Here is a 6,099-nt window from a genome sequence, read left to right on the forward strand (position 1 = left end):
GTGAGCAGGGCGGCGGCCGCGGGCAGCCCGAGCCCGAGCAGACCGAGCCGTCGCAGGGCCTCGCGGCGGGAGATCAGGCCGTCCAGGTGGTCGAGGGCGACCTCTTCGGCGAGATGGCGCTGGATGGGCGTCATGTCGGAGGTCTAACCCCATTCACCGAAAAACCGTGTAAAGACGGCGGTTACGCGGGTTTTCGCAGTCTCTTGCTGAAATTCCTTCTAAGCCGATACGAGGGACGAGGAATCCATGCGTAGATCGCGTTTCGCTCTAGGTCTGCTGGCCGCCGGCGCGCTGCTCATGACAGGCGGTGCCGCGTACGCCGATCCCCAGCCGACCGCCCTGGAGCTACGGGTGGTCGTGGACGACTGCCCCCAGAAGGACGTGCAGCCATGACCGACCCGGCACTGCTCGAACGGGCCCTGTTCGAGGTCAAGCGAGTGATCGTCGGACAGGATCGCATGGTCGAACGGCTGCTCGTGGCGGTGGTCGCCAAGGGACACTGCCTGCTCGAAGGCGTGCCCGGCATCGCCAAGACCCTGGCCGCCGAGACCCTGGCCACGGTGGTCGGCGGCACGTTCGCCCGCATCCAGTTCACGCCGGACCTGGTGCCCGCCGACATCGTCGGCACCAGGATCTACCGGCCCTCGACCGAGACGTTCGACGTCGAGCTCGGGCCGGTCATGGTCAACCTGCTGCTCGCCGACGAGATCAACCGGGCGCCCGCGAAGGTGCAGTCCGCCCTGCTGGAGATCATGGCCGAGCGGCAGGTCAGCATCGGCGGCGTCACCCACGACGTGCCGCGGCCGTTCCTGGTGCTGGCCACGCAGAACCCGATCGAGTCGGAAGGCGTCTACCACCTGCCCGAGGCACAGCGGGACCGCTTCCTCATGAAGATCGACGTGGACTATCCCAGCGAATCGGAGGAGCTGGCGATCGTCTACCGCATGAGCGTCGACCCGCCTCAGCCCCAGAGCATCCTCGACCCGGCGCAGGTCGTCATGCTTCAGCGCCGGGCCGAGGAGATCTTCGTGCACCACGCGGTCGCCGAATACGCCGTCCGCCTGGTGTACGCCACCCGCGACCCGGAACGCTACGGCGTGCCCGACGTACGGCGGCTGCTGGCCTTCGGCGCCAGCCCCCGCGCCACGCTCGGCCTGCTCGCGGCCGGCCGGGCGCTGGCCCTCATGCGGGGCCGCGACTACGTGCTGCCCGAGGACGTCCGGGACCTGGCCCACGACGTGATGGCCCACCGGCTGGTGCTGTCGTTCGACGCGCTGGCCGACGGGATCACGCCCCGGCACGTCGTGGACCGGGTGCTGAACGCCGTACCGCTGCCGGTCATCGCCCCGCAGCAGGAGATCCGGCGTCAGGAGATCGTGGCATGAGGTCGTACCTGATGGCCGAGCCCGCTCTGCGGCGGCTCGAGCTGACGATCACGAGGAGATTGGATGGACTGCTCCAGGGCGAACATCTCGGCCTGGTGCCAGGTCCCGGGAGCGAACCGGCGGAGTCACGGGCGTACCAGCCGGGGGACGACGTGCGGCGGATGGACTGGAACGTCACCGCCCGCACGAACGAGCCCCACGTGCGCGACATGGTCGCCGACCGGGAACTGGAGATCTGGGCGCTGCTCGACGCCACCGCCAGCATGGACTTCGGCACCGCGGCGATGGAGAAGCGGGAGCTGGCCCTCGCGGCCATGGCCGCGGTCGGCTTCCTCACCCAGCGCACCGGCAACCGGATCGGCGCCCACCTGCTGCACGGCGGCGGCGTCAGGACGCTGCCCGCCCGGACGGGCCGGCCGCACCTGATGGCGCTGCTGCAGGCGGCGTTCGGGCTGCCGCGCACCCCGCCGGGGGTGGCCGAGCCGCTGCTCGGCGTCGCGGCCGAGCAGCTGAGCCGGGTCGTACGGCGGCGCGGCCTGGTCCTGGTCGTGTCGGACTTCCTCGACGAGCCGGAGACCTGGGAGCTGGCGCTGCGCAAGCTCACCGCCCGCCACCAGGTGCTGGCGGTCGAGGTGGTCGATCCGCGCGAGCTGACCCTGCCGGACGTGGGGATCCTCACGCTGATCGACCCGGAGACGGGCCGGCGGCGCGAGGTCGCCACCGGCAACGCCCGGCTGCGCCGCCGCTACGCCGAGGCGGCGGCCGCGCAGCGCGAGACGATCGGCCAGGCGCTGCGCCGGGCCGGGGTCACCCACCTGCGCCTGCGCACGGACCGGGACTGGGTGCGCGATCTGGTCAGACATGTCATGCGCCAGCGCCGGCTCGCCACCCTGGCCGCCAGTCCTGCCTCGACTCCACCCCGCTCCGGGCCCCAGGGCAGCCTGCCCAGCGGCTCGTCGGGTGGCCCGTCGGGTGGCCCTTCGGGTGGTTCACCACACGGTCCCGCCGGTGGACCGTCGCACGGCCCGGCCGGACTGGCTGGGCGTCCGAGTGGGCGCCCTGGGCGGCCGCCGGGCAGGGGAGGTGACGCGGCGTGACGCTCATGGCGCCCGTCTGGCTGCTGCTGCTCATCCCCGTGGCGCTGCTGGCCGTCGCGTACGTGCTCATGGCCCTGCGCAGCAGGACCGCCTACGCTGTCCGCTTCACCAACCTCGACCTGCTCGACAAGGTGGCGCCGCGGCAGCCCGGGTGGCGCAGGCACGTGCCGGCGGCGGCGCTGCTGCTCATGTTCGCGCTGCTCGTGGTCGGCTTCGCCCGGCCGACGGCCGAGGTGCAGGTGCCGCGCGAGCGAGCGACGATCATGGTGGCGTTCGACGTGTCCGCGTCCATGGACGCCACCGACGTCGCGCCGAACCGGTTCCAGGTGGCCAAGCAGGCGGCCAGGCAGTTCGTCCAGGGGCTGCCCGAGCGGTTCAACCTCGGGCTCGTGTCCTTCTCCGGGAGCGCCTCGGTAGCCGTGCCGCCGACCCTGGACCGGCAGGCGGTGCTGGACGCGCTCGACCGGCTCACCACAGACTCCGGCACCGCCATCGGCGAGGCCGTCTTCACCTCGCTGGAGGCCATCGCCTCGCTCGACACGGGGGAGCAGGCCCCGCCCGCGCACATCGTGCTGCTGTCGGACGGCTCCAACACGACCGGCCGCATGGTCAGCGAAGCGGCGGCCGAGGCGGCGTCCCGCGGCGTCCCGGTCACCACGATCGCGTACGGCACCCCTGAAGGCGTCATCAACCTGTCGGGCAACGAGGTCCCGGTGCCGGTGGACGGGCCCGCCCTGCGCGGTCTCGCCCAGACGGCGGGTGGCGGCTTCTACGAGGCGGCCAGCGGCGACGAGCTGCAGGCGGTCTACGACGACATCGGCACCTCCGTCGGCTACCGCACCGAACGTCAGGAGGTATGGCAGTGGTTCGTGGGCGCTGGACTGGTCCTGGCGATGATCGCGGCGGTCACGTCGATGCTCTGGTTCTCGAGGCTCCCGTGAGAGGGCTGGGGCGGCCGCGGGGGCCGGAGTTCCACACCCCGCCGCTGGGGGTTCGGCAGGAGACCGTCCCCTTCCACGCGCCGGGCGCGCGTGTCGCCGCCGAGCCCGCGGGGGCGCACCGGGCGTACGTGCCGTCGAGGGAGGACCCGCCGAAGCCGCCGAAGACCTCTCCCAGGGGCCGCCTCCTGGTGGCCGCCGCGCTCGTCGCGGCGGTCACCGGGACGGTGGCCGGCGTGGCGGGGGCCCGGCTCTCCGAAGGGCCGAGCCCGGTCGCCGCCCTGCCCCAGGTGCCGCCCGCGTCGTCGGCGAGCCTCACCGGCCTGAGCGCGACGGCTGCCCGCGTGCTGCCGAGCGTCGTGTCGATCGAGACGCGTGGCGGGGGCGGCTCCGGGTTCGTGGTGGACGACCGCGGACACATCCTCACCAACGCCCACGTCGTCATGGGCAGCAGCCAGGTGAGCGTGACGCTGAACGACGGCAGCCGGCTGACCGCCCGCGTCGTCGGCATGGACACCGACGAGGACCTGGCGGTGCTGGAGGTCGACTACCTGATGAACCTCACGCCCGCCACCCTCGGCAGGTCCGCGGACCTGTCCGTCGGCGACCAGGTGCTCGCCATCGGCTCGCCACTGGGCCTGTCCGGCACGGTCACCGCCGGCATCGTCAGCGCCACGGACCGGGAGGTACGCCTCGGCGGCTCCCAGCGGACCGCCGTGCAGACGGACGCCTCCATCAACCCCGGCAACTCGGGCGGACCGCTGGTGAACGCCCGCGGCGAGGTCGTCGGGGTGAACACCGCGATCGCGGCCGGCCGAGGCGGCGGCAACATCGGCATCGGCTTCGCCATCCCGATCGACAGGGCCGCGCCCATCGCAGAACGAATCATCCGAAACTAGGGTCCTTGGCATGCGACTGCTTGTGGTGGAGGACGAGGAGGACCTGGTCGACGCGATGCGGGTCGGCCTGGTCCGGGCGGGATACGCGGTGGACGTCGCCTACGACGCGCCGTCCGCCCACGAGAAGCTGCAGGTCAACACGTACGACCTGGTGCTGCTCGACCTGAACCTGCCCGGCGGCGACGGCTTCCAGCTGTGCCGGACCGTCCGGAGCGCGGGCCAGGGCGTGCGGATCATCATGGTGACCGCCCGGGACCGGCTCGACGACCGCGTACGCGGGCTCGACGAGGGGGCGGACGACTACCTGGTCAAGCCGTTCGCGTTCCCCGAGCTGCTGGCCAGGGTGCGGGCGCTGCTGCGCAGGGACGGCGGCGGCGGCACCTCGGTGCTTCAGGTGGGCGGTCTGCGCATCGACACCGCCCGCCTGGAGGTGTCGCTCGACGGCCGGGCGCTGGCCCTCACTCCCAAGGAGTACGGCGTGCTGCACTACCTGATGACCCGCCCCGGGCACGTCGTGTCCACCGAGGAGCTGCTCGAACACGTCTGGGACGAGCACACCGACCCCTTCACCAGCACCGTCCGCGTGACCGTCGGCAACCTGCGCCGCAAACTCCAGGAGGACGGGCTCATCGAGACCGTGATCAGCCGCGGCTACCGGCTGAAGGAGCCCTCGTGATCCACACCATCCGCTTCCGGCTCACGGTGCTCTACTCGGGCCTGCTGTTCGTGCTGGCCACGGTCGTGCTCGGCGGCATCTACTTCGCGGTGTCCAAGAGCACCGACCAGCGGCCGTACACGACGCAGTACGCCAAGGCGTACGCGGGGGACCGGTACGTCGGCAAGCAGGAGGTGGTGTTCGTCGAGGAGGTCGAGAACGCGGTCAACGTCCAGACCCTGGCCACGCTGCGCGACTACTCGCTGCTCACGCTCGCCGGCCTCTACGTCGCCAGCCTCGGCATCGGCTGGGTGCTGGCCGGTCGGGTGCTGCGCCCGGTCCGGTCCATCACGCGGACGGCCGAGGAGATCCAGGCCACCGACCTCAAACGGCGCATCAAGCTGAACGGGCCCCGCGACGAGCTCAAGGACCTGGCCGACACCATCGACACCATGCTCGACCGGCTGGAAGAGGCGTTCCGGGCGCAGCGCCAGCTCATCGACGACGCCTCGCACGAGCTGCGCAGCCCGCTGACGATCATCCGGGCGAACGTGGACGCCGTCCTGGCCGCCCCCGACGCCAGCGAGGAGGAGCGGGTCAGGGCCGTGGCCATCGTGGACCGGGCCACCACCCGCATGACCCGGCTGGTGGAGGACCTGCTGGCCACCGCCAGGCGGCAGGGCACCGCGTTCGCCGACGCCGACGTCGACCTGGCCCGGGTGGTGGGGGAGGCGTGCGAGGAGTACGCGGCCCCGGCCGCCGCCCGTGACCTGACGATCACCCGCGACCTGTCCCCGGGGTTGGAAACCACCGGCGACTCCGACGCCCTGCGCCGCTCCGTGTCCAACCTGCTGTCCAACGCCGTACGCCTCTCGCCGCCCGGCGGCAGGATCCGGGTGGCGGCCGGCCGTGACTCGGGGTGGCTGTGGGCGGCCGTCCGCGACGACGGCCCGGGGATACGGGAGGCCGACCAGGCACGGGTGTTCGACCGCTTCTGGCGCGGCGAGGCCAGCCGCCGGGACCGCCACACGGGCCTCGGCCTGGCGATCGTCCGCCAGATCGTGGAGTCGCACGGGGGCCGCGTCGCCGTCTTCTCCCGCCTCGGCCAGGGTGCCACCTTCATCC

7 protein-coding genes are annotated in these 6,099 nt (G+C 72.3%); all 7 read left to right on the forward strand.

The genetic code is table 11. The features are described from left to right. Positions 1–246: 246 nt before the first annotated feature. Positions 247–393: a hypothetical protein gene (locus tag E1286_RS48655; RefSeq protein WP_165970232.1), complete on the forward strand. Its 147-nt coding sequence runs from the start codon at positions 247–249 to the stop codon at positions 391–393. Continuing rightward, positions 390–1,385: an AAA family ATPase gene (locus E1286_RS45375; RefSeq protein WP_132623338.1), complete on the forward strand. Its 996-nt coding sequence runs from the start codon at positions 390–392 to the stop codon at positions 1,383–1,385. The genes E1286_RS48655 and E1286_RS45375 overlap by 4 nt, the downstream gene beginning before the upstream one ends. Further along, entirely contained in the window at positions 1,382–2,482 is a 1,101-nt protein-coding gene (locus E1286_RS45380; protein WP_132623340.1) for a DUF58 domain-containing protein, read from the forward strand. The genes E1286_RS45375 and E1286_RS45380 overlap by 4 nt, the downstream gene beginning before the upstream one ends. Beyond that, the gene (locus E1286_RS45385) at positions 2,479–3,423 is read left to right on the forward strand and encodes a VWA domain-containing protein (RefSeq protein WP_132623342.1); all 945 of its coding nucleotides are present in this window, start codon (positions 2,479–2,481) and stop codon (positions 3,421–3,423) included. The genes E1286_RS45380 and E1286_RS45385 overlap by 4 nt, the downstream gene beginning before the upstream one ends. Next, positions 3,420–4,319, forward strand: coding sequence for a S1C family serine protease (locus E1286_RS45390; protein WP_246075703.1), 900 nt, complete (start codon positions 3,420–3,422; stop codon positions 4,317–4,319). The genes E1286_RS45385 and E1286_RS45390 overlap by 4 nt, the downstream gene beginning before the upstream one ends. A 10-nt stretch (positions 4,320–4,329) precedes the next feature. Continuing rightward, positions 4,330–4,995, forward strand: a complete 666-nt coding sequence (locus E1286_RS45395) for a response regulator transcription factor (protein ID WP_132623346.1) — start codon at positions 4,330–4,332, stop codon at positions 4,993–4,995. Then, positions 4,992–6,099 (forward strand): HAMP domain-containing sensor histidine kinase (locus tag E1286_RS45400; RefSeq protein WP_132623348.1); only part of this gene is annotated, 1,108 nt, incomplete at its 3' end. The genes E1286_RS45395 and E1286_RS45400, both read left to right, overlap by 4 nt.

The sequence above is a fragment of the Nonomuraea terrae genome (assembly GCF_004348995.1).
Taxonomy (GTDB): domain Bacteria; phylum Actinomycetota; class Actinomycetes; order Streptosporangiales; family Streptosporangiaceae; genus Nonomuraea; species Nonomuraea terrae.